Source organism: Streptomyces sp. NPDC041135, from assembly GCF_055592085.1.
This window is the reverse complement of record NZ_JBVIYZ010000009.1, coordinates 59,041-80,527: the sequence shown is the minus strand read 5'-3', so window position 1 is coordinate 80,527 and position 21,487 is coordinate 59,041. Positions and strand designations below refer to the sequence as shown.

The following is a 21,487-nucleotide window of genomic DNA, read 5'->3' as shown; positions in this document are numbered from 1 at the left end:
GAACACACCATGTACAGCCGGAACATCACGCACAGACGAACCACCCGCCTCGCCGGCGCCGTCGGCCTGCTCGCCCTGACGGGCACCCTGGCCGCGTGCGGCTCGTCGTCGCAGGCGGCGCCGCTGGGCAAGTCGAGCGGCAACGCGTCCGCGCACCCCGAGTGGAGCAAGTACACCTTCACCATCGGAGACAACGGTGGTGACGGCAGCCAGGTCCTGGCGAAGATCACCGGTGCGTTCGACGACGCACCGTACAAGGTGAGGTTCGCCCGGTTCACCTACGGCCCGCCGCTGGTGCAGGCCGCCGCCTCGGGCGACATCGACCTCGGCTCCGTCGGCGACGTACCGCCGATCACCGGGGCGGCGAAGGAGTACGGCTTCAAGATCGTGGCCGTCAACCGCTCGCTGAAGCCCACTCAGGCCAACGAGAACATCATCGTGCCGAAGGGGTCGGAGCTGAAGACACTCGCCGACCTCAAGGGCAAGAAGATCGCCGTACCGCAGGGCAGTTCGGCGCACGGTCTGGCGCTCAACGCGCTCAAGAGCGCCGGCCTCGGCCCCAAGGACGTGCACCTGGTCTTCCTCGACCCGGCGGCCGGCGCCACGGCGTTCAACACCGGCAAGGTGGACGCCTGGTCGATCTGGAACCCGCAGTCGGCGATCGCGGTCAAGAACGGGGCACGGATCCTGGCCAAGGGCCTCCCGCCGATCGACCAGACGGCCAGTTACTACGTCGCCAGTGCCAAGTCGCTCGGTGACGCCACGAAGCGGGCGGCCCTGACGGACGTACTGCGGCGGCTGGCACGCGAGTTCGCCTACGCGATCAAGCACGAGGACACCTACGCACAGGCCGTCTCCGAGGAGGAGGGCATCCCGCCGGCCGACGCCAGAGCGTCCCTGGAGACGTTCGAGACCCGGGTGACCCCGATCGGGAAGCCGGACATCGCCGCGGAGCAGAAACTCGCCGACGCCTTCCTGGAGGCGGGCCAGATCACCAGGAGGGTCGACGTCCCGTCGATCACCGACAACCTCCTCCCGGCCGGCTACGACAGCTCGAAGCTGACCTTCGACTGAGCCGGCCCCCCTTCCAGGACGACGGACGACGAACTCCTCACCAGGAAAGGAGAGCACCCGTGAGCGCGAGACAGCGGCGGCTCCACCTCAACGCCTTCCTCATGGAGGCGGGTCACCACGAAGCGGCATGGAGGCTCCCCGGCAGCAACCCGCGGGCCGACTTCGACCTGAAGCACTGGATCGAGCTGGCCCGGCTGGCCGAGGGCGCCGCGTTCGACTCGCTGTTCCTCGCGGACGGCCCCGCCCTCACCGGAACCGGCGAGTTCCGGCCGCCGGGCCAGCTCGAACCGCTGACGCTGCTGACCGCGCTGTCCCAGGCGACCAGCAGGATCGGCCTCATCGCGACCGTGTCGTCGACGTACAACGAGCCGTACAACCTCGCCCGCCGGCTGGCGTCCGTCGACCACGTCAGCGGGGGGCGGGCCGGCTGGAACATCGTCACGTCGGCAGGGGCCGACGAGGCGGCCAACTTCGGCCTCGACGACCGTCCCGGCCACGCCGAACGCTACGCCCGCGCCGACGAGTTCCTGAAGGTCGCCAAGGCGCTGTGGGACAGCTGGGAGTCCGGGGCCGTCACCGCCGACAAGAGCACGGGGCGCTACGCCGACCCGGCGCGGCTGCACGCACTGGACCACCGCGGCCGGTACTTCAAGGTGGCCGGACCGCTCAACGTCGAGCGTCCGCCGCAGGGCCACCCCCTGCTCGTCCAGGCCGGTTCCTCCGAGGACGGCAAGGACTTCGCGGCCCGGCACGCCGAGGCGATCTTCACCGCCCACACGACGTACGAGCGTGCGGCCGCCTTCTACGCGGACATCAAGGCACGGACCAGGGCCGCGGGTCGCGACCCGGACGCGGTGATCGTCCTGCCCGGCATCGTCCCGTACATCGGGTCGACCGAGGCCGAAGCCCGGGCGCTGGCCAAGCAGTTCGACGACCTGCGCATCCCGGAGTACGGGCTGCGCCAGCTGGCCGCGGTCTTCGAGACCGAACCGTCCGTCTTCGAACTCGACGCAGCCCTGCCGGACTTCATCCTGGCGAGGCCGAAGCTGGAGGGATCGCAGAGCCGTTCCGACCTGATCCTGGACCTCGCGGTGCGCGAGCAGCTCACCGTGCGGCAGATCATCTCCCGGCTCGGCGGCGGACGCGGTCACTTCGAGTTCGTCGGCACGCCTGAGCAGGTCGCGGACACGATCATCGCCTGGTTCGAGGGCGGCGCCGCGGACGGGTTCAACATCATGACGCCCGCGCTGCCGTCGGGCCTCGCGACCTTCATCGAGCAGGTGCTCCCCATCCTGCGCGGCAAGGGTCTGTTCCGCGAGGAGTACGAGGGCACCACCCTGCGCGAGCACTACGGGCTCCCGGTACCGGCGAACCAGTTCCACACCTGACCCGCGCGCCGCCGGCGACCGGGGAGATGCATCCGGAATCGCTCCGTATGCCGGGCTGTGTGCAACAGCAATGTGTCGAGCTCATGGCGCGACCAGGCAAAACCTGGTGCCGCGGCACGGTACGGACCAGGCTGACGTGTACATCACCACGTCTTCCTTCCGTACCCGCAGAAAGCTTCACCGCGCATGCATGCGACCTGTCTCCCCGGTGCTCCAGCGGCACGCATCCCGTGTGTGGCGAGGAGGTGCGGCGCGTGGCGCGCTATGTGATGCGCAAGGCGGCCGGCTGGCTGCTGATGATCGTGATCGCGACGAACGCGACCTACGTCATGGCCAGTTGGTTCCTGGACCCGCGGTCGAACTTCAAGGAGCTGCGGCCCGTCCGCTCCGAGGCACAGATCGACCGGGCCCTCGCGCCGTACAACCTGGACCCCAGGGTCCCCCTGGTGCACCGCTGGTGGGACTGGCTGACGTCGGTGACCCTGCACTTCGACTGGGGAAAGTCCCCCACCGGCGTCTCCGTCAACGGTGAATTGGGCTACCGGGCCCTGGTCAGCGCGGAGTTGGTCGTCGTCGCGACCGTGCTGTCCGTCGCGCTCGGCGTCGCACTCGGCGTCTACACCGCCGCACGGCAGTACGGCTGGGCGGACCGGGTGTCGCAGGCCGTGTCCATCGTGGTGTTCAACGTCCCCACGTCCGTCGCCGCCCTCGCCGTGGTCTTCGTCGCCATCTGGCTGAACCAGCACGCCGGGCTGCACTTCCTCTACGTCGCCGGGGAGAACTCACCGGGCGTCGAAGGACTGCTCCCCACCATCGGTGACCGCCTCCTGCACCTGATCCTGCCCACCCTGACGCTCACACTGATGGGCTACGTCGGCTACCACCTCACCCAGCGTTCCCTGCTGCTCGACACGCTCAACGCCGACTTCGTGCGCACCGCCCAGGCCACCGGGCTCACCCGGAGCCAGGCCATCCGCCGGCACGCCCTGAGGGCCGCGCTCATCCCGACGGCCGCCTCCGTGGCGTTCAGCGTCCCGGCCGTCTTCACCGGTGCCGTCATCACGGAGACGATCTTCGGCTGGAACGGCATGGGCCGCTACTTCATCCAGACCATCAGCAAGAACGACGTCCACGGCGTGGTCGCGACGGCCGCCTTCGCCGCGGCCCTGACCGCGGTCGGAGCAATTCTCGCGGACATCGCCACGGTCCTCCTCGACCCCAGAGTGCGGGTGAGCTGACGTGCCCACCGACGCGACGACCCACACGCCTTCGGGTCCGGCCGCCGAGCGGCCTCCGCGGACGGCCACCACCGCGCGCCCACCCGCGAACCTCGGCCTCGGCCGGCTCTACCTGCGGCGTTTCCTGCGCAACCGCCTCGCCGTCGTCGGAGTGGTCATCTTCGTGCTGCTGGTGCTGTTCGCCGCCGTCGGCGGCCGCTTCACCTCCTACGCCCACACCGACGCCGACTTCACCGCACTCACCCAGCCGCCGAGCGGCCTCCACTGGTTCGGCACCAACCAGGGCGGCAACGACATCTACGCCTGCGCCGTGCACGGGCTCCAGCGCTCCCTGGTGATCGCCGTGAGCGTGTCCGTCCTGACGATCGTCCTGGCCGCGGTCATCGGCTCCGGCGCCGCCTACTTCGGGGGCCGGGTGGAGCGGGTGACCCTTGCCGTCATCCACTTCCTCCTGATCGTGCCCTCGTTCCTCATCCTCGCGCTGGTCTCCCACCGGCTGGCCGGCGACTGGCGCGCCCTCATCGTCGTGCTGACCGCGTTCGGCTGGATGTCCACCGCGCGGGTGATCTGGTCCGTCTCCACCTCACTGCGCGAACGGGACTACGTGCGGGCGGCCGAGTTCATGGGAGTCGGTCCGCTGCGGATCATCCTCCGCCACATCATCCCCAACCTCGGCTCCCTGCTGATCGTCAACCTGACGCTCGGAGTCGTGGCGACCGTGCTCAGCGAAACCGCCCTGTCGTTCCTGGGATTCGGCGTCCAGACCCCGGACGTCTCCCTCGGCACGATGCTCGCGGACGGCGCGAGCACCGTCACGAGCGCCCCCTGGCTCTTCGCCTTCCCCGCCGGCCTTGTCGTGCTGCTCACCGTGTCGATGACCTTCATCGGCGACGGCCTGCGCGACGCCCTCGACCCCACGTCGGTGACCGGTTCGGCAGGAGGCCGACGATGACCCTCGCGAGCCCGCTGCCCGCCCCCGTACCCCCCACCGACGCGGCACCCGTCCTGTCCGTGCGGGATCTGCGGATCTCCTTCCCCTCCGAGGCCGGCACCGTCGAGGCGGTACGCGGTGTCAGCTTCGACCTGCTGCCCGGCCGGACCCTCTGCGTCGTCGGCGAATCCGGTTCCGGCAAGTCGGCCACCGCCATGGGCATCATGGGCCTGCTGCCGCCCACCGCCGACCTGCGCGGTCAGGTGCTGCTCGGCGGCCGGGACCTCGTCGGCCTCGACGACCGGGCGCTGTCGAAGATCCGCGGCGACTCCATCGGCATGATCTTCCAGGACCCCCTGTCCGCCCTCACACCGATCTTCTCGGTGGGCAGGCTGCTCTCCGACGCCCTGCGGGTCCACCAGGACCTGACGAAGCGGGCGGCCTGGGACCAAGCCGTGCAACTGCTCGACCTGGTCGGCATCCCCGACCCGCGCGGCCGGGCCGGCGCCTTCCCGCACGAGTTCTCCGGCGGCATGCGCCAGCGCGTGGTCATCGCCATGGCCATCGCCAACAGGCCGTCCGTGCTCGTCGCCGACGAACCCACCACCGCGCTCGACGTCACCGTGCAGGCCCAGATCCTCGACGTGCTGCGGCTGGCACAGCGGGAGACCGGCGCCGGACTCGTCCTGATCACGCACGACCTCGGGGTCGTCGCGGGCCACGCCGACGACGTCGCCGTCATGTACGCCGGCCGGTTCGTGGAACGCGCGGGCGTCGGGGAACTCTTCCGCCGGCCGACGATGCCGTACACCGCGCGGCTGCTGGCCGCCGTGCCGACCGTGGACGGCGGCTCCCGCCGTCCCCTGGTCCCCATCGGCGGCGAGCCGCCCGCCCTGGTGAACCTCCCCGACGGCTGCCCCTTCGCACCCCGCTGCGCCGTCGCCCTCGACGCGTGCCGCTCCGGCGAACCGGAACTGCGCCACGTCACCGGGCACGGAGACGTGGCCTGCCTGCGCGCCGCCGAGATCGCCGACGGCTCCCTGGACCCGGCGGGCGATGCCGCGCCCGTCGCCCGACCGGCGCCCTCGCCCCGCGCGGAGGCCGGCGAGGTGGTGCTCCGTGTCGAGGACCTCGTCAAGACCTTCCCGGTCACCAAGGGCGCCCTCCTCAAGCGCCGGGTCGGCACGCTGCACGCCGTCAGCCGGGTCAGCTTCGAGCTGCGCGCCGGCGAGACCCTCGGCCTGGTCGGCGAGTCCGGCAGCGGAAAGACCACGACCCTGATGGAGATCCTCCGGCTCAGGCGGCCCGAAGGCGGCCGGATCGAGGTCGCCGGCATCGACGTCGGCACCCTCCCGCCCGGCGCGCGCCCGCGGGAGCTGCGCCAGGACGTCCAGATCGTCATGCAGGACCCCCTGGGGGCCCTGGACCCCCGGATGCCCGTGTTCCACTCGCTGGCCGAACCGCTGCGCGCGGTCGGGCGTGATCGCGAGGCGATACGGGCACGGGTCCACGAACTGCTGACCCTGGTCGGCCTGGACGACTCGGTGGGCGACCGCTTCCCGGCCGCTCTCTCCGGAGGCCAGCGCCAACGGGTCGGTATCGCCCGCGCCCTGGCGACGGAGCCGAAGCTGCTCGCGCTCGACGAGCCGCTCTCCGCCCTGGACGTCTCGGTACAGGCCGGGGTGATCAACCTGCTGGCGCGGCTCAAGCGTGAACTCGGCCTCGCCTACCTCGTGGTCGCCCACGACCTGGCCGTGGTCCGGTACATCTCCGACCGCATCGCGGTGATGTACCTGGGGCACATCGTCGAGACCGGGGACACCGAGGCGATCTTCTCCGACCCCAGGCACCCCTACACCCGTGCGCTGCTGTCGGCGATCCCGATACCCGACCCCGAGCGGGAACGAACCCGTGAACGCGTCGTGCTGGAGGGAGAGCAGCCGAACGCCGCGCGCCTGCCCGCGGGATGTGTCTTCGCCGACCGCTGCCCGCTGTACCGCGCCGCCGACGAGGAACTGCGCCACCGCTGTCGCTCCCAGGCCCCCGGGCTGACCCCGGCAGCCGGAGTCCCCGGCCATCAGTACGCCTGCCACGGCGTCTGAACACCGGCCCGGCGATGCCGCCCCCCACCACATCGCCCCCCACCGTGTCGTCCCCACCCACCCCTTTAAGGAACCCTCCACCATGCGCACGAGACTGGCCCTGCCCGTCGCTCTGATCACCGCCGCCTGCGTCACCGCCACCGCGTGCCAGTCCACGTCGGGGAAGGACTCGGCGAAGCCGGACGCGAAGAACGCTCCCTCGGCCGCGTCGTCCGCCGCCGACTACAACCCCACGCCGTACGACCGGATCAAGGACGGGGGCACGTACACCACGGTCGGTACCTTCGACGACCAGGGCAACCCGTTCAACGTCAACGCGACGCTGACCGCGGCCCGCGTCTGGGCCTGGTACAACGCCGACGCGATCACCTACTCGCCGACCGGCGAGGTGCAGTACAACCCGGACTACCTCAGCGACGTGAAGGTCTCCGTGGCGGGCGGGAAGCAGAAGGTCACGCTCACCCTCAACCCCAAGGCCGTCTTCAACGACGGCACCCCCATCGACTGGACCGCGATCAGGGCCACGTGGAAGGCCAACAACGGCTCCGACAAGGCCTACGCCGCCTCCTCCACGGACGGCTACGACCAGATCACCTCGGTCGAGAAGGGCAGCGACGCCAAGCAGGCCGTGATCACCTTCAAGGGAGTGAACCCTTCCTGGTCGAGCCTGTTCACCACCTTCCTGCACCCCAAGGCCGCGACGGTGCGGAACTTCAACGACGCCTACGTCAAGAAGGCGCACCCGGAGTGGGGCGCCGGGCCGTACACCGTCGGTGAGTGGGACACCCACTCGGGCAACATCACGTTCGTCCGCAACCCGAAGTGGTGGGGCCGGAAGGGCAAGCTCGACAAGCGCGTCTACGTCAACCTGGAATCCACGGCGGCGGTCAACGCCTTCCGGAACGGCCAGCTCGACTACGTCTCCGCGGTCGACGCCGAGAGCCTCAAGCAGATCAAGGGGCTCCACGGCACGGAGATCCGCAGCGGCGGCAGCCCCTTCGAGTACTCGCTCTACTTCAACACCAAGTCCTCCGTCCTCGCCGACAAGGCGGTGCGCAAGGCCATCGAGGAGAGCATCGACCGCACGCAGATCGCGAAGGTCCAGTTCCAGGGCCTGGACTACCGCGAGCCGCTCCCGGGTTCGGCGGTCCTGTACAGCTTCCAGAAGGGCTACGAGGACAACGTCTCCGCCGTGCTCAAATACGCGCCGGACGAGGCGCGCAAGGCACTCGACGCGGCCGGCTGGAAGCCCGGGGCCGACGGCGTACGGGTCAGGAACGGCAAGAAGCTCGAAGTCGGCTACACCCTCCTGGGCGACGACCCGCTGGACAAGGCGACCGCCGGCGCCTTCGCGGCGATGCTGAAGACGGTGGGCGTCCGCCTCGACATCAGGAAGGCCGACGAGGCCGACTTCTCCAAGATCCTCAGCGACCGCAAGTTCGACCTGTTCCTGTCCGGGAACCGCTCGATGGACCCGTTCGGCGCCCGCTACCTCTGCGACTTCTACTGCTCCGACCGCGACTCCAACATCACCGGCGCGGGTTCGCCCGCGCTGGACAAGGAGATCCGCGCCACCACCACGATCGCCGACCTCGCCAAGCAGGCCGCGGCGGCCAACCGGGTCGAGCGGAAGGCGCTCCAGGAGTACGCCTTCCTCCCCCTCTTCAGCGGCCCCTCGACCTACGGCGTGAAGAAGGGCCTCGCCAACGTCGGCGCCACCATCTTCTACAACCCCCTCCCGGAGACGGTCGGCTGGGAGAAGTGACCCCCCGCAGCCCTACACCGGCGGACCGGCGGACCGGCACCCACGGTCCGCCGACCGGCCCTCCGGGCGCCCGTGCTGACCGGACAGGAGAAACGTTGTAGCCTCCGGGCACGGCCCTTGACCTGCACAGTCAGGCAGGGAGCAGACGAACCGGGAGTTTCCTCATGTTTCGTACCATGTTCAAGTCCAAGATCCACCGGGCCACCGTCACCCAGGCCGACCTGCACTACGTGGGATCGGTCACCATCGACGCCGACCTGCTCGACGCCGCCGACCTGCTGCCCGGTGAGCTCGTGCACATCGTCGACATCACCAACGGCGCCCGGCTCGAGACCTACGTCATCGAGGGTGAGCGCGGGTCCGGGGTCGTCGGGATCAACGGGGCGGCCGCGCACCTCGTGCACCCCGGTGACCTGGTGATCATCATCAGCTACGCGCAGGTCACCGACGCCGAGGCGCGGGCGCTGCGGCCGCGGGTCGTGCACGTGGACGCCGGCAACCGGATCGTGGCCCTCGGCGCCGACCCCTCGGAGCCGGTGCCGGGCTCGGACCAGGAGCGCAGCCCGCAGGCCGTACGGGCCTGAGCCGCCGGACGGCAAGCGGGGGCACCCTGCGGCACGCCCACCCGGGCTGCCGCGTTCGTGCCGTCGGGTGAGTGGGGGAGCGGGGGCCGGGTAGGCGGGGGAGTAGTCCAGAGGCGACGTCCAGCGACCGGCCGGAGGACACATGACACACCTGCAGACCGACCCCGTACCGCCGGGCCCCACCCCGGGCCCCGGCCCCACGCACCCGGACCCCTATCCGACACCGGCGCCCCCGGGACCCGGCCCCGTGCCCACGCCGCCGCCGGGGCCGGAGCCCAGCCCGCCCCCGCAGCCGGGGCCCGAGCCGGTTCCGCCCGCGCCCCCGCACCCGGGACCGCCGGGACCCTCCCCGTCGCCGGTCCCGCCGGGCCCGGAGCCGACGCCCAGCCCCGAGCCGGGACCTCCGCTGTCCTGAGCCGTGGAGAAGAAAAGAAGAGGGGCGGACGGCACCGGTGCCGTCCGCCCCTCTCCCGTGTCCGCTGCCTCGTCCGGCGGCGGGTCAGGGCGCTACGCCTCGGTCTCCGACCGGTCGCCGCCCCACAGCGTGTGGAACGACCCCTCCCGGTCGACCCGCCGGTAGGTGTGCGCGCCGAAGAAGTCCCGCTGGCCCTGGGTGAGCGCGGCCGGGAGGCGCTCGGCGCGCAGGGCGTCGTAGTAGGCGAGGGCCGCGGCGAAACCGGGGGTCGGTACGCCCTGCCGGGTGGCGGCGACCAGCACCTCGCGCCAGTCGTCCTGCGCCGCCGCGATCTCCTGCGCGAACGTCTCGTCCGACAGCAGGCTCGGCAGGTCGGCGCGGGTGTCGTAGGCCGCGCGGATACGGTCCAGGAAGGCCGCGCGGATGATGCAGCCGCCGCGCCAGATCGAGGCGACCGTGCCGAGGTCGATGTCCCAGCCGTACTCCTCGCTGCCGGCCGCGATCTCGTGGAAGCCCTGCGTGTACGACACGATCTTCGACGCGTACAGCGCCTGCTCCACCCGGTCCGCGAAGGCGCCCGCCTCCGCCTCGCCGAGCGGGGAGGGCCGCGGCCCGGACAGGCCCCGCGAGGCCTCCCGCAGCGCGGCGTGGCCCGACAGCGACCGGGCGAACACCGCCTCCGCGATGCCGGACACCGGCACCCCCAGGTCGAGGGCGATCTGCACGGTCCAGCGGCCGGTGCCCTTCTGCTCGGCCTGGTCCACCACCACGTCCACGAACGGCCGGTCCGTCGCGGCGTCCACGTGGGACAGCACCTCGGCCGTGATCTCGATCAGGTAGGAGTCCAGCCGGCCCGTGTTCCAGGTGCGGAAGATGTCCGCGATCTGCGCGGGGGAGTACCCGGCGACGTCGCGCAGCAGCTGGTACGCCTCCCCGATGAGCTGCATGTCGGCGTACTCGATGCCGTTGTGCACCATCTTCACGAAGTGGCCGGCGCCGTCCGGGCCGACATGGGTCACGCAGGGGGCGCCGTCGGCGGCCTTCGCGGAGATCTTCTCCAGCATCGGCCCCAGCGACCCGTACGACTCCTGGGACCCGCCCGGCATGATGCTCGGCCCGTGCAGCGCGCCCTCCTCGCCGCCGGAGATGCCCGTGCCGACGAAGTGGATGCCCTGCTCGCGCAGTTCCCGCTCCCGGCGCCGGGTGTCCGCGAAGTGCGCGTTGCCACCGTCGATGATCATGTCACCGGGCTCCAGCAGCGGCGCGAACTCCTGGATCACCGCGTCCGTCGGGTCGCCGGCCTTGACCATGACGACCAGCCGGCGGGGCCGCTCCAGCGCGGCCACGAACTCCTTGGCGGTCTCGGCCGCGACGAAGTCGCCCTCGTCCCCGAACTCCTCCACCAGCGCCCGCGTCCGCGAGGCCGTGCGGTTGTGCACCGCGACCGTGTAGCCGTTGCGCGCGAAGTTCCGGGCGAGGTTGCGCCCCATGACCGCGAGACCCGTGACGCCGATCTGCGCTGAAGTGCTCATACCGCCTGCTCCCTACCTGCCTCGTGAGTACGGCCGTGCCAGTATTGCCCGCGGCCCATCCTGGCGTGCCGGTACGGCGACCGCACCGCGACCCGCCAGGCTTGATTACGCACGGACAGCCCCGTCCGCCTCAGCCGCCCCCGGCCGTCCTCCGCCGATCCGGCCAAGGGAAGCCGATTCCCGGCCAGTCCGGTCCCGCACACGGCCGGTTGCCGCCTTGTCATGACTCGTTCGGCCCGCTTACTTTTGCCGCTCCTGACGCATGTCGAGAGGGCTGCAGACATGGCCGCACGCGGCCGGCACCGCCGGTATCAGCCGAGCAGGATCAACCGAGCCTCACTCACCGTCACCGCGGGCGGCGCGGGTCTCGCGATCCCCCTCGTCGCCGCCGGTGCCGCGGACGCGGCCGACGCGTCCACCTGGAACAAGGTCGCGGCATGCGAGTCCAGCGGCAACTGGAGCATCAACACCGGCAACGGCTACTACGGCGGGCTGCAGTTCACCCAGTCCACCTGGGAGGCCTACGGCGGCACCCGGTACGCGCCGCGTGCCGACCTGGCGGGCCGGGACCAGCAGATCGCCATCGGTGAGAAGGTCCTCCGCGGACAGGGGCCCGGCGCCTGGCCGGTGTGCTCGGTGCGCGCCGGTCTCACCCGGGGCGGCGGCGGCCCCGACATCCACCCGGACGGCGCGGCGACCCACCCGGCGAGGAACACCTCCACCCACCCGGGCTCCGGCCACACAGGGTCTGCCCACACAGGCTCCGGCCACACGGCGTCCGCCCACACGGCGGCCAAGAGTTCCGTGCGGGACGTCCAGCCGCAGACCACACCCCAGTCCCGGGCCGGCAAGGCCGAGATGTACACCGTGGTGCACGGCGACACCCTCTCCGGGATCGCCGTCGAGCAACGCGTGCGGGGCGGCTGGCAGCAGCTCTACGCGGGCAACCGGACGACGATCGGCGACGATCCCGATCTCATCATGCCCGGCGAGCACCTCAGCCTGACCGCCCGCAAGGCGCCCACGACGCACACCACGGCCGCCTCCGGCCACCAGCACGCGGAGAAGGAGAGGACCGGCGGGAGCACCCACCGGACGTCCAGCTCCCACAAGACGCCGAGCGGTCACCGGACCTCCAGCTCCCACAAAACCTCGACGGCCGGACATTCGCTGGTCGCCCCGGTCGACGCCGCCACCGGCACCGGCTACCACGTGGCCGGCTCGCACTGGTCCAAGGGCTACCACACCGGCGTCGACTTCCCCGTCGTCACCGGTACCTCGGTCAGGGCGGTCGGCGCCGGGCACGTGGTCTCCGCGGGCTGGGGCGGCGCCTACGGCTACCAGGTGGTGATCCGGCACGCCGACGGCCGCTACAGCCAGTACGCCCACCTGTCCGCCATCTCGGTGCGGGCCGGGCAGACGGTGTCCACGGGACAGCGCATCGGCCGCTCGGGAGCCACCGGGAACGTCACCGGCCCGCATCTGCACTTCGAGGTGCGCACGGGGCCCGGTTTCGGCTCGGACATCGATCCGGTCGCCTACCTCCGGGCCGGCGGCGTCAGGATCTGACCCGGTCCCGCTCCCGCTCCCGGCGCCGCCCGCGCCGGGCGGGCACCGGCACGACGCCCACGGGCAGCGGGCCGTAGGAGACCGGGACGACGAGGATGTCCTCCAGCACCGACTCGTTCAGCACCGGGTCGCCGAATACCGGTTCCGGCAACAGCGCCGGTTCCGGCGACACCAGGCCCGGTGACACCGCCGGTTCCGGCGACACCAGGCCCGTCGGCTCCGGCACCGGCTCCGGCTCGAACAACGCTTCCGCCGACGGGAGTTCGCCCCGGACGGGTTGTGCCGGGACAGCTCCCAGCGGCGGCGCCGCACCGACCACCGGCACCGGCTCCGCCACGGCCGGCTCGGCCGAGAGTGCTTCCACCGCGACCGGTGTGTCCTCCAGGCGCTCCGTCGTCAGCAGGATCAGGCCGCCCGCCGCCACCACACCGCAGGCGAGCGCGAGCACCGTGCCCGTGCCGCCGTAGCGGAAGGTCTCGCCGAACATCGTGATGCCGACCGCGGCGGCCAGCACCGGGTTGACCACGGTGAGCGTGGCCAGCGGGGCGGCGAGGCCGCCGCCCCGGTAGGACGCCTGGGAGAGCAGGACCCCGGCGGTGGCGAAGACGGCGATCACCGCCAAGGAGGGCAGGTCGCCGAGGGTGACGCCGTTGTCCCAGTCGACCGCGACGGTCTTGGTGAACACGGACGACATGCCGAAGGCGATGCCCGAGCCCGTGGCCAGCAGCACGCTGCGCACCGCCGGGTGCCGGTGGGCCGCCCGGCCCGCGGCCATCAGGGCGACGACCGCCGCGCCGGTGACCAGGGCCACGGCCGCCCGCTGGGCGGTGCCGAGGGAGTGGGTGTCGGACGAGCCGACGAGGGACAGCAGACCCGCGAGGCCGGCGGTCGCCATGAGCGCGCCGCGCCAGGCGGTCGCCCCGGCCCGGCGGCCGACGAAGAGGGCCGCCATGGGCAGCGCGAACACGATGGTGAGCGCGCCCAGCGGCTGCACCAGGCTGAGCGGACCGCAGGCCAGCGCCACGACGTGCAGCACGCCGCCGAGGCCGTTGAGCCCCAGCGCCGTCCACCAGCCGGGCCGGCGCAGCGGGGCGTACTGTCCGTCGGGGGAGGACACCGCCACCTGCTCCTGCACGATCGCCCCGCCCGCGTAGGCCACGGCGGAGACGAACGACAGCAGCACGGACAACGCGAGGGCGCTCATGACTGGCTCCTTCGCGTGAGGCGGGCGGCCTGGGCCCGGCGCGGCGTACGGTCGGCTTCCATGACCAACACTCTGCCGGTCCGGGCTCTTCCCGTCGTCGTCCCTGAGCACCCAATGGCTCCTACTGCCGATGGAGTACGCCGGGAGCCCGCTCATCCCCAGGGTGGGTGCCCGGGGGTGGAGACCCTGGCCCGCGGGCTCCTCGCGCCCCTGATATGACTGCTGTTCGTGGACCTGGACCCCGAACTCGCCGCGCTCCGCCCGCTCGGCGGCTTCTTCGTCCTGCGCACCACCGTCACGGAGGCCGCCGCTGCGCCGAAGGCGTCCGCCGCCGCGGAGGCGTCCGGCGCCGCGGAGGCGTCCGGTGCGGCACGGGCGGCCACGCTGCCGACGCTGGCGCAGGCCTACGACAGCGGCCTCCCGGGCGGCCCGGAGACCGCGCTGACCTGCCGCGTCGCCACGGTCGCCGCCCGGCTGCGCACGCCCGAGCCACGGGTCGCCGCGTCCATCGCCCACCAGGCGCTCGCCGCCCGCCTGTGGTCGGTGGCCCTCGGCTGCGCCGCCCGATACGGCCGCCTCCCCGACCTCGACCCGCGCCTGCTGCGCTGGGACGCCTCCGCCATGGCCCCCGACGACCTGTGGCTGACCGAGCTGCGGCCACGGGCCGGGGACTCCGCCGCGCTCGCGGACGCCGTGCTCGACGGCCATCTGCGCCCCCTAGGGGCAGCCCTGAGAGCCCGTCATGGCGTCGCGGCCGGTCTGCTGTGGGGCAACGCGGGCTCCGCGCTCGCCGGCGCCGCCCGGGAACTGGAGCGCTGGGCGCGCACCCACGGGCGCGCCGAGGTGGCCGACCGGGCCCGCGCCCTCACCGCCGACCTCTTCGCCCACCCCCTGCTGCGCGCCACCGGCAGCCGCGCCGGGACCGCCTTCCGCCGGCGCAGCTGCTGCCTGTACTACCGGGTGCCCGGCGGCGGTGTCTGCGGCGACTGCTGCTTCACCCGGCCACCGCACCTTTCCCCGCCGCAGGCTTCCCCACCGCACGCTTCCCCACCGCGATCTTCCCCGCGCGCTCTTCCGCGCGCGCCGCATCTGGGTGACCATGAAGGGACCGGCCGTTGAGACCAGGGGGTAATCGGGTGCGCGTGGGACTGCTGAGCCGGGAGTTTCCGCCGGACGTCTACGGCGGCGCCGGCGTCCATGTGGAGTTCCTCGCACGCGAGTTGACCAACCTGGTGGACCTGGAGGTGCACTGCTGGGGCGAGGGCCGCGGGCCCGGCGTCGTACGCCACCGGCCCTGGTCCGCGCTGGACGGGACCAACGACGCGCTGCGCACCTTCTCCGTGGACCTGTCCATCGCGGCCGCGCTGGAGGGCCGCGAACTCGTCCACTCCCACACCTGGTACGCGAACCTGGCCGGTCACCTCGCCAAGCTGCTGTACGGCATCCCGCACGTGGTGACCGCGCACTCGCTGGAGCCGCTGCGGCCCTGGAAGGCCGAGCAGCTGGGCGGCGGCTACGAGCTGTCCGGGTTCGCCGAGCGCACCGCGCTCGAGGCCGCCGACGCGGTGATCGCCGTGTCGGGCGCCATGCGGGAGGACATCCTCGGCTGCTACCCGGCGCTGGACCCGGCGAAGGTGCACGTCGTGCACAACGGCATCGACACCGCCCTGTACCGGCCGGACCACGGCACCGACGTCCTCACCCGGATCGGCCTGGACACCGGCCGCCCCTACGTGCTGTTCGTGGGCCGCATCACCCGGCAGAAGGGCGTGCCGCACCTGCTGCGCGCGGTGCGGGACATCGACCCCGCCGCGCAGGTCGTGCTGTGCGCGGGCGCTCCCGACACGCCGGAGATCGACCGGGAGTTCCGCGAGCTGTTCGAGGAGCTGAGCCGGGTGCGCGAGGGCGTCCACTGGATCCCGCAGATGCTGCCGCGCACGGACGTCATCCAGCTGCTCACCCACGCCACCGTGTTCGCCTGCCCGTCGGTGTACGAGCCGCTCGGCATCGTCAACCTGGAGGCGATGGCGTGCGGGACGCCGGTCGTGGCCTCCGCCGTCGGCGGGATCCCCGAGGTGGTGGCGGACGGCGACACCGGACTGCTGGTCCCCGTGGACGACGGCTTCGAGGCGGGGCTGACGCGGGCGCTGGACGCGGTGATCGGTGATCCGGCGACGGCGCGGCGGATGGGAGAGGCCGGGCGGGCCCGCGCGGTCGAGGAGTTCGGCTGGGACGCGGTGGCCCGGCGCACGGTCCGGCTGTACGAGGAGATCCTCAAGCAGGCTTAGTCCGGCCCCCTCGGGGCATCCATGGTTCAACCAGGGTGAGGGGAGCGGCGATGCGTCGGGGTGGGCCTTCGGTCCTCGGGATCGTACTGGCGGGCGGGGAGGGCAAACGGCTGATGCCGCTGACGGCCGACCGGGCGAAACCGGCGGTCACGTTCGGCGGTACGTACCGGCTCGTGGACTTCGTGCTGTCCAACCTGGTCAACGCCGACGTGCTGCGCATCTGCGTGCTGACGCAGTACAAGTCGCACTCGCTGGACCGGCACATCACGACCACCTGGCGGATGTCGAGTCTGCTGGGCAACTACGTGACCCCGGTCCCGGCCCAGCAGCGGCTGGGCCCACGCTGGTACCTGGGCAGCGCGGACGCGATCCTGCAGTCCCTGAACCTCATCTACGACGAGCAGCCCGAGTACGTCGCGGTGTTCGGCGCCGACCACGTCTACCGCATGGACCCGCGGCAGATGCTGGCCCAGCACATCGACTCCGGCGCGGGCGTGACGGTGGCCGGCATCCGGGTGCCGCGCTCGGAGTCCTCGTCGTTCGGGGTGATCACCCCGGGCTCCGACGGCCAGAGCGTCGAGCGGTTCCTGGAGAAGCCCACCGACCCGCCCGGACTGACGGGTGATCCGGAGTGCGTCTTCGCCTCGATGGGCAACTACATCTTCACCACCAAGGCGCTCATCGAGGCCCTCCAGCGGGACGCCGAGGACGCGGAGTCCGTGCACGACATGGGCGGCTCGATCCTGCCCCAGCTGACCTCCCGCGGGGAGGCGCAGCTGTACGACTTCAGCGACAACCACGTCCCCGGTGAGACCACCCGCGACCAGGGCTACTGGCGGGACGTGGGGACCCTGGACGCCTACTACGACGCCCACATGGACCTCATCGCCGAGCGGCCGGCGTTCAACCTCTACAACCGGCAGTGGCCGATATACACCCACTCGTACCAGCTCTCGCCGGCCCGGTTCAACGCGGGCGGGATGGCCAGCGAGTCCATCATCAGCGCGGGCTGCCTGATCCGCGGCCAGGTGACCCGGTCGGTGCTCTCGCCCGGGGTGCGGGTCGACCCGGGAGCGGTGGTGCAGGGCTCGGTGCTGCACGACAACGTCCACATCGGCCGGGGCGCGATCGTGCGCGGCGCGGTCCTGGACAAGAACGTGGAGGTGCCGCCCGGCGCGACGATCGGCGTCAACCCGGAGCGGGACGCCGACCTCTACACCGTCTCCCAGGGCGGGGTGATCGCGCTCGGCAAGGGCCAGCGCGTCTCCTGACGGCCCGGCAGCCGCCCGCGCGGACGCCGCGAGCGGCATCCTCCGCATGAGCGGGCGGCGCGCCCCTGACGGCCGCCGGCCGCCTCGGCCACGCCGCGTCCGGCGGCGCGCCGCCTCCGCGCTCCGGGTGCGACGCGCCCTCGGTGATTCGACCGGGATGCCCGGATACGCGACCTCCGCCCCGCACGATGCAGGCAACGATGTCGAACCTGCGGAGGTCATCCGACATGAGAGGGACCCGGCGCACGCGGCTGTGCCTGGCGGGGGTGATGACGGCGTCGGCGCTGCTCGCCACGCCCGCCGCACGGGCCGCCGAGCGGACCGACGGCCACCTCACCGACCTGGTCAACCCCTTCATCGGGAGCCAGAACGAGGGCAACACCTTCCCCGGCGCGGCCGTGCCCTTCGGCATGGTCCAGCTCTCCCCGGACACGGGTCACAGCACCGGCTACGACTACACCCAGCACCGCGTCCGGGGCTTCTCCCTGGTCCACCTCTCGGGCGTCGGCTGCCGCATCGGCGGCGACCTGCCCGTGCTGCCGACCGTCGGGGACGTCACGCGGACGGACTACGCGCAGTACGCCGCCGGGTTCTCGCACGACGACGAGGAGGCGAGCCCCGGCTACTACCGGGTCGGCCTGGACTCCGGCGTACGGGCCGAGCTGACGGCGACCGAGCGCACCGGCGTGCAGCGCTACACCTTCCCCGCCACCGACCAGGCCAACGTCCTGCTGAACGCCGCCCAGTCGCTGCACAAGAACACCAGCAGCAGGGTGGAGATCCTCGACGACCGGACCGTGCGCACCGAGATCACCGGGCACGGCTTCTGCCGCGACACCGGCCCCTACACCGTCTACACGGTCACCCGCTTCGACCGGCCCTTCACGGCGTACGGCACTTGGGACGGCGCCGCGGTCACCGACGGCTCGCGCACCGGGCGCGGCGGCGCCTACGTCCGCTTCGACACCACCGGGGACCGTACCGTCGAGGCGACCACCGCCCTGTCGTACGTGGACGCGCGGGGCGCGGCGGTCAATCTCCGTGCCGAGGGCGGCCGGCCCTTCGACGCGGTGCGCGACCGGGCGCGGCAGGCGTGGGAGCGGCGGCTGGAGCGGGTGCGCGTCCAGGGCGGCGGTGACACCCGGCGCCGTACGTTCTACTCGTCGCTGTACCGCTCGTTCCTCGCGCCGAACGTCGGCGCCGACGCGGACGGCCGGTACACCGGCTGGGACCGGCGGGTGCACCGCGCGCGGGGCTTCACGTACTACCAGAACTGGTCGCTGTGGGACACCTACCGCACCCAGGCCCAGCTGCTCGCCCTGCTCGCGCCCCGGGAGGCGCGGGACATGGCGCTGTCGGTGATCCAGATCGACGAGGACGGCGGCTGGCTGCCCAAGTGGGGTTACGGACCCGTCGAGACCAACATCATGAGCGGCGACCCGGTCACCCCCTTCCTGACCACCGCCCACCGGATGGGCCTGCTCGCGGGGCACGAGGAGCGGGCGTACCGGGCGCTGCGCAAGAACGCCGACGGCGTGCCGCCCGCCGGGTACCCGGGCATCGGCCGGGAGGCCGACGCGGAGTACCTGGCGGCCGGTTTCGCGCCGTACCTCAAGGGCCGCCCGCACACCAAGATGGGCGACTCCGACTACGACCACGGCGCCTCCGTCACCCTGGAGTACGCCCTCGCCGACGCCGCGCTCGCCCAGATGGCCCGCGACCTCGGCCACCGGGACGACGCCGCCCGCTACGCCGCCCGGGCGCAGTCGTACCGCAACGTCTTCGACGCCTCGACCGGCTTCTTCCGCGCCCGGGACGCCTCCGGCGCCTTCACCGGACCGGCCGACCCGGCCCGCGGCGTCGGCTTCCACGAGGGCACCGCCTGGCAGTACCAGTGGCTCGTACCGCAGGACCTGCCCGGCATGATCGGCCTGATCGGCGGCGCCCGGGCGGCCAACGACCGGCTCGACGCGTTCTTCGCCTACGACCGGCTGCTGGCCGACCCGGAGCGCACCGCCCGCGAGGTGTGGGTGCACGGCGACCCGTACGACTACTACAACGCGGACAAGTACAACCCGCAGAACGAGCCCGACCTGATCGCCCCGTACACCTACCTCTCCACCGGGCAGCCCTGGAAGACCACCGACGTGGTGCACGCCGCGCTGACCCTCTTCACCGACACGCCGACCGGGATGACCGGCAACGACGACCTCGGCACCATGTCCGCCTGGCACGTGCTGTCGTCCATCGGTCTCTTCCCGGTCCAGCCCGGCTACGACACCTGGGGCCTGTCCACGCCCGTGTTCGACCGGGTCGACCTCGCCCTCGACCGCCGCTACTGGCCCGGCGGGCACCTGACGGTCCGGGCGCCCGGCACCTCGGGCACCGACCGCTACGTCCAGGCGGTCCGCACGGACGGAACACCGTACGCCCGGACCTATCTGACGACCGGTGCGCTGCGCGCGACACGCGCGCTGACGTTCACGGTCGGCCCGCGCCCGTCAGAGTGGGGTACGTCACCCCAGGCGGCGCCGCCCGCCCTGAGGTGACCTCAGTCGTCCCTTGCGTCCCGCCCTTCCCGGAATGGCGGGACGCAATCTGGAGTTAACTGAGCGTAGCCTGATCGTACTTGACCGTAATCGCCGGTCGGGGTTTGACTGCTGATTCACCCACTGTCGATGCGAGGCACGCCATTGACCTCTGACCTGCTCGCCCCACTCGACCTCGCGTTCTGGAACATCGAGTCGGAGCGGCACCCGATGCACCTGGGCGCGCTCGGTGTGTTCACCGCGCACTCGCCCACCGCCGGCGCGCACGCGGCCGACCTGCTCGCCGCCCGCGCCGCGGCGGTGCCCGGACTGCGCATGCGCATCCGGGACGTGTGGCAGCCACCGGCCTTCGGCGGCGCCGCCCGCGAGCCCGACCCCGGGTTCGACCCGCTCAACCACGTACGGCTGCACGCGCCCACCGCCGACTTCCACGCGGCGGCGGGCCGGCTGATGGAACGCCCGCTGGTGCGCGAGCGGCCGCCGTGGGAGGCGCACGTCCTGCCCGGCGAGGACGGCGTCTCCTTCGCCGTGCTGTTCAAGTTCCACCACGCCCTCGCCGACGGCCTGCGCGCGCTGAAGCTCGCCGCCGGCGTCCTGGACCCGGTCGACCTGCCCGAGCGCGCCCCCCGCGCCGAGCGGCCGCCCCGCGGCCCGCTGCCCGCCCTGCCGGCCGTGCGCCGCCTCCCCGAGCTGGTCATGGGCGCGCTGTCGGACGTGGGCCGGGCCCTCGACATCGGCGCCTCCGTCGCGCTGTCCACGCTCGGCGTGCGCTCCTCCACCGCGCTGACCTCCGAGCCCAGCGGCACCCGCCGCACCGCCGGCGTCGTCCTCGACATCGACGACGTGCACCGGGTCCGCAAGGCCGTCGGCGGCACCGTCAACGACGTCCTCATCGCCGTCGTCGCGGGCGCCCTGCGCCGCTGGCTCGACGAACGCGGCGACGGCAGTGAGGGCGTGGCGCCCCGCGCCCTCATCCCCGTCTCCCGGCGCCGCGCGCGCGGCGCCGGGCACCCGCAGGGCAACCGGCTCTCCGGTTACCTGATACGGCTTCCGGTCGACGAGCCCGACCCGCGGCGCCGCCTCGACACCGTCCGCACGGCCATGGTCCGCCGCAAGGACGCGGGCGCCGACCGGGGCGCCGGTGCCGTCGCGCTGCTCGCCGACCACGTGCCCGCGCTCGGGCACCGGCTCGGCGGCCCGCTGGTCGGCCAGGCGGCCCGGCTCTGGTTCGACATCCTGGTCACCAGCGTGCCCCTGCCGGGGCTCGGGCTGCGGCTCGGCGGCCACCAGCTGACCGAGGTCTACCCCTTCGCCCCGCTGGCCCCCGGCCAGTCGCTGGCGGTGGCGATCTCCACCTACCGCGGCCAGGTCCACTACGGGCTCGTCGCCGACGCCCGGGCCGTCCCCGACCTGGACGTGTTCGCCCGCGCCGTCGCCGCCGAGGTGGAGACGCTCATCACGGTCTGCGATCCCTGATCATGCCGGGTTTGGCCGCAGGGCGGAGCGCTCCGTAAACTCGCCCGTTCGAGGGCGGGCGCGAGTCGGAGCGCTGCGCGGGTGATCAGGGAAGCGGCAGC

General features: G+C 72.5%; 15 protein-coding genes. 13 read left to right on the top strand and 2 right to left on the bottom strand.

Translation table 11 applies throughout. The features are described from left to right. Window positions 1-9: 9 nt before the first annotated feature. The 7 genes from ACZ6CZ_RS21775 to panD all read left to right on the top strand — a co-directional run bounded on the left by ACZ6CZ_RS21775 (window position 10) and on the right by panD (window position 9,082). Window positions 10-1,074 carry an aliphatic sulfonate ABC transporter substrate-binding protein gene (locus ACZ6CZ_RS21775; RefSeq protein WP_469023577.1) on the top strand — a complete coding sequence of 355 codons (1,065 nt, stop codon included), beginning with the start codon at window positions 10-12 and terminating at the stop codon, window positions 1,072-1,074. Window positions 1,075-1,133: 59 nt separating this feature from the next. After that, a complete protein-coding gene (locus ACZ6CZ_RS21770) occupies window positions 1,134-2,462 on the top strand; it encodes an LLM class flavin-dependent oxidoreductase (RefSeq protein WP_469023575.1) in 1,329 nt (442 codons plus the stop codon). Between the two features lie 254 nt (window positions 2,463-2,716). Then, entirely contained in the window at window positions 2,717-3,700 is a 984-nt protein-coding gene (locus ACZ6CZ_RS21765; protein WP_469023572.1) for an ABC transporter permease, read from the top strand. 1 nt (window position 3,701) lies between these two features. Further along, window positions 3,702-4,652: an ABC transporter permease gene (locus ACZ6CZ_RS21760; protein WP_469023569.1), complete on the top strand. Its 951-nt coding sequence runs from the start codon at window positions 3,702-3,704 to the stop codon at window positions 4,650-4,652. Next, window positions 4,649-6,733, top strand: a complete 2,085-nt coding sequence (locus ACZ6CZ_RS21755) for a dipeptide ABC transporter ATP-binding protein (protein ID WP_469023566.1) — start codon at window positions 4,649-4,651, stop codon at window positions 6,731-6,733. The genes ACZ6CZ_RS21760 and ACZ6CZ_RS21755 overlap by 4 nt, the downstream gene beginning before the upstream one ends. Before the next feature lie 82 nt (window positions 6,734-6,815). Continuing rightward, complete coding sequence (locus tag ACZ6CZ_RS21750) at window positions 6,816-8,498, top strand: ABC transporter family substrate-binding protein (protein ID WP_469023563.1); 1,683 nt, start codon at window positions 6,816-6,818, stop codon at window positions 8,496-8,498. Window positions 8,499-8,662: 164 nt separating this feature from the next. After that, on the top strand, window positions 8,663-9,082 hold the full coding sequence (gene panD / locus ACZ6CZ_RS21745) for an aspartate 1-decarboxylase (protein ID WP_469023561.1): 420 nt from the start codon (window positions 8,663-8,665) through the stop codon (window positions 9,080-9,082). A gap of 507 nt (window positions 9,083-9,589) precedes the next feature. Here panD and gndA read toward each other — a convergent pair. Next, window positions 9,590-11,029: an NADP-dependent phosphogluconate dehydrogenase gene (gndA, locus tag ACZ6CZ_RS21740; RefSeq protein ID WP_469023558.1), complete on the bottom strand. Its 1,440-nt coding sequence runs from the start codon at window positions 11,027-11,029 to the stop codon at window positions 9,590-9,592. A 282-nt stretch (window positions 11,030-11,311) separates the two neighbouring features. Between gndA and ACZ6CZ_RS21735 the strand changes: the two genes are divergently transcribed. Then, window positions 11,312-12,598 carry a transglycosylase family protein gene (locus ACZ6CZ_RS21735; RefSeq protein ID WP_469023555.1) on the top strand — a complete coding sequence of 429 codons (1,287 nt, stop codon included), beginning with the start codon at window positions 11,312-11,314 and terminating at the stop codon, window positions 12,596-12,598. Here the strand turns inward: ACZ6CZ_RS21735 and ACZ6CZ_RS21730 are convergent. Beyond that, window positions 12,588-13,802 (bottom strand): DMT family transporter, encoded by a 1,215-nt coding sequence (locus ACZ6CZ_RS21730; RefSeq protein ID WP_469023553.1) that lies wholly within the window; start codon window positions 13,800-13,802, stop codon window positions 12,588-12,590. The two genes, ACZ6CZ_RS21735 and ACZ6CZ_RS21730, sit on opposite strands and share 11 nt — an antisense overlap. Window positions 13,803-14,030: 228 nt before the next feature. Here ACZ6CZ_RS21730 and ACZ6CZ_RS21725 point away from each other — a divergent pair, with 228 nt between their 5' ends. The 5 genes from ACZ6CZ_RS21725 (at window position 14,031) to ACZ6CZ_RS21705 (ending at window position 21,386) form a co-directional block, all read left to right on the top strand. Then, entirely contained in the window at window positions 14,031-14,921 is an 891-nt protein-coding gene (locus tag ACZ6CZ_RS21725; protein ID WP_469023550.1) for a (2Fe-2S)-binding protein, read from the top strand. A 17-nt stretch (window positions 14,922-14,938) separates the two neighbouring features. Beyond that, window positions 14,939-16,090 carry a glycogen synthase gene (gene glgA / locus ACZ6CZ_RS21720; protein WP_469023548.1) on the top strand — a complete coding sequence of 384 codons (1,152 nt, stop codon included), beginning with the start codon at window positions 14,939-14,941 and terminating at the stop codon, window positions 16,088-16,090. A 50-nt stretch (window positions 16,091-16,140) separates the two neighbouring features. Next, window positions 16,141-17,361: a glucose-1-phosphate adenylyltransferase gene (gene glgC, locus ACZ6CZ_RS21715; protein ID WP_469023545.1), complete on the top strand. Its 1,221-nt coding sequence runs from the start codon at window positions 16,141-16,143 to the stop codon at window positions 17,359-17,361. Window positions 17,362-17,588: 227 nt separating this feature from the next. Then, the gene (locus ACZ6CZ_RS21710; protein WP_469023543.1) at window positions 17,589-19,910 is read left to right on the top strand and encodes a GH92 family glycosyl hydrolase; all 2,322 of its coding nucleotides are present in this window, start codon (window positions 17,589-17,591) and stop codon (window positions 19,908-19,910) included. A gap of 144 nt (window positions 19,911-20,054) precedes the next feature. Beyond that, window positions 20,055-21,386 (top strand): wax ester/triacylglycerol synthase family O-acyltransferase, encoded by a 1,332-nt coding sequence (locus ACZ6CZ_RS21705; RefSeq protein WP_469023541.1) that lies wholly within the window; start codon window positions 20,055-20,057, stop codon window positions 21,384-21,386. Window positions 21,387-21,487 lie beyond the last annotated feature (101 nt).

Bases quoted from the DNA above. Each gene is read 5' to 3' on its own strand.
- ACZ6CZ_RS21755 (WP_469023566.1), top strand. From the start codon at position 4,649: ATGACCCTCGCGAGCCCGCTGCCCGCCCCCGTACCCCCCACCGACGCG.
- ACZ6CZ_RS21775 (WP_469023577.1), top strand. From the start codon at position 10: ATGTACAGCCGGAACATCACGCACAGACGAACCACCCGCCTCGCCGGC.
- ACZ6CZ_RS21710 (WP_469023543.1), top strand. From the start codon at position 17,589: ATGAGAGGGACCCGGCGCACGCGGCTGTGCCTGGCGGGGGTGATGACG.
- ACZ6CZ_RS21735 (WP_469023555.1), top strand. From the start codon at position 11,312: ATGGCCGCACGCGGCCGGCACCGCCGGTATCAGCCGAGCAGGATCAAC.
- gndA (WP_469023558.1), bottom strand. From the start codon at position 11,029: ATGAGCACTTCAGCGCAGATCGGCGTCACGGGTCTCGCGGTCATGGGG.
- ACZ6CZ_RS21750 (WP_469023563.1), top strand. From the start codon at position 6,816: ATGCGCACGAGACTGGCCCTGCCCGTCGCTCTGATCACCGCCGCCTGC.
- glgC (WP_469023545.1), top strand. From the start codon at position 16,141: ATGCGTCGGGGTGGGCCTTCGGTCCTCGGGATCGTACTGGCGGGCGGG.
- panD (WP_469023561.1), top strand. From the start codon at position 8,663: ATGTTTCGTACCATGTTCAAGTCCAAGATCCACCGGGCCACCGTCACC.
- ACZ6CZ_RS21730 (WP_469023553.1), bottom strand. From the start codon at position 13,802: ATGAGCGCCCTCGCGTTGTCCGTGCTGCTGTCGTTCGTCTCCGCCGTG.